The sequence below is a fragment of the Collinsella aerofaciens genome (assembly GCF_040920445.1).
GTDB classification, from domain to species: Bacteria; Actinomycetota; Coriobacteriia; order Coriobacteriales; family Coriobacteriaceae; genus Collinsella; species Collinsella aerofaciens_BH.
In genome coordinates, this window is the sequence record NZ_JBCOTQ010000103.1 from 1 (window position 1) to 1677 (window position 1677).

At 43.4% G+C, this 1677-nt stretch carries 1 protein-coding gene; it reads right to left on the reverse strand.

The window, feature by feature from the left end; genetic code table 11:
* Nucleotides 1-97: 97 nt before the first annotated feature.
* The coding region (locus AB5405_RS09795) for a B12-binding domain-containing radical SAM protein (RefSeq protein ID WP_368138357.1) at nucleotides 98-1677 on the reverse strand (1580 nt) is incomplete at its 5' end.

A 1677-nucleotide genomic window follows, 5' to 3' on the forward strand; every position in this document is an offset into this window, starting at 1 on the left:
TCCGCAAGGAAAAGTAGAAACACTCCCCGATTTAAAACAAATCCCGCGAGAACGAAAAAGGCGGAATAGATGTGCAGCTGCGCAGTGGCATTCTTATTCATTTGGCACTCCTAACGACTATTTTTGTCGGGGTGCTCGCCACTGATTCGAAGCCTGAAATGTTCATAGTCTCAATGAAGAGCTGATAAAGCTTTTGAACAGGGTATCGATAGAATAGGACATCCTGCGCTCTTTCTTCTCGACGAACTATTGCCAGCCGGTCGATTTCGAAACAAGAAACCGCATAATACACACCAGCTTGATCTAGAGTTGCCGTATAGCTTTCTGCAACGGCAAATGCATCACGATCGCGACACATTTCAAAAATATCTTCAATGCTTCTACCATCTCGATGAATCATAAGGTAGGTTGCGAATTTAAAATGGTTTATCAAATCAAAATACGTATCGGCACGCGCGAGCACGTCAAGAATGTCGTAATTTTCATTTCTGACTGTGTACAGATGATTGAAATGAAGAGGTGACAGGCTGTTTGGGTCAATTCCGGCAGCAAGTAAATCTAAGTAATACTGAGATTCTTTTACGATGATATAATCCTCTTTATTCACCCCTTGAGCAACATCAGTAAGAGGCTCTGGGCTCATATAGGAAAAGTCAACGTTTGACATAAAACTGGTCGACGCGACTTCTTGAGCAAGGGCAAGGGTGTCGAGTACTTCGGAATATGTTTCTTCTGGAAAACCGATGATAAAATTGGTTTCGAATCTCATGCCAGAGGAAATGATGGATTTTACGGTAGGAATTACTTTTTTAAGATTCAAGTTTTTCCGGCAGATTCGCTGTATTCTTTGCGAGCCAGTTTCCAAGCCAACAAATACAGAGATACATCCGGTTGCCTTAAGTAGGCCAATGATCTCGGGAGTTATCGTATCGATTCGTCCCTCACAGTTGTATTTGAAATCATAATTCATTGCATATTTTTTGACTGCAAATTCAAAGAAGTACTTGTGCGATGCTAAGAAGTTATCATGATTATAGTTAATTGAAGAAAGAGCGCCGGTTTTTGCCATGCAATCGTAGACACGCTGCGAGGTTTCGAGCAGTTTGTCGACATTAAGAAATCGCGCTTTCTGACCGAGAAGCACTCTGGATGAGCAATAGTAGCAATTAAACGGGCAACCTCTACCTGCCTCAATGTTGACCACGTTCATGCCGTATGAATTGGAGTAGTCGAGTTCCGGAAGGTTGTTAATGTCGTATTCAATCAACTCGCATAATCCAGAATCCCCGGTTTTAGAAATCGAATTTTTAGGTAAATCGCCCTGAGCGCCGCAAGCAATATATTCGAGTAGAAGCGGGAGGGTTTCTTCCCCATCAAAGATCGATAGAAAGTCAACCTCGGGACAATCCTGAAAAACCATTTCTCGAAGTGAAGTGATCTGGGGACCACCAAATATGATAACCGATTCGGGATGCGCCCGTTTAATAATCTTCGCTATCATGATGCCCCAGATATAAGAGGCGTTCATGATCGAAACACCAAAAACATGGGAGTCGATTGCTTTTATTTCGTCAGAGAACCACCGATAGATTTCTTTTGAAAAGGCTCTGTTAGACCAGGATTGACATGCCGACCTGCCGGCTAACTCGCCGTCTCCCCGTCGGGCGCCGGCGTCTT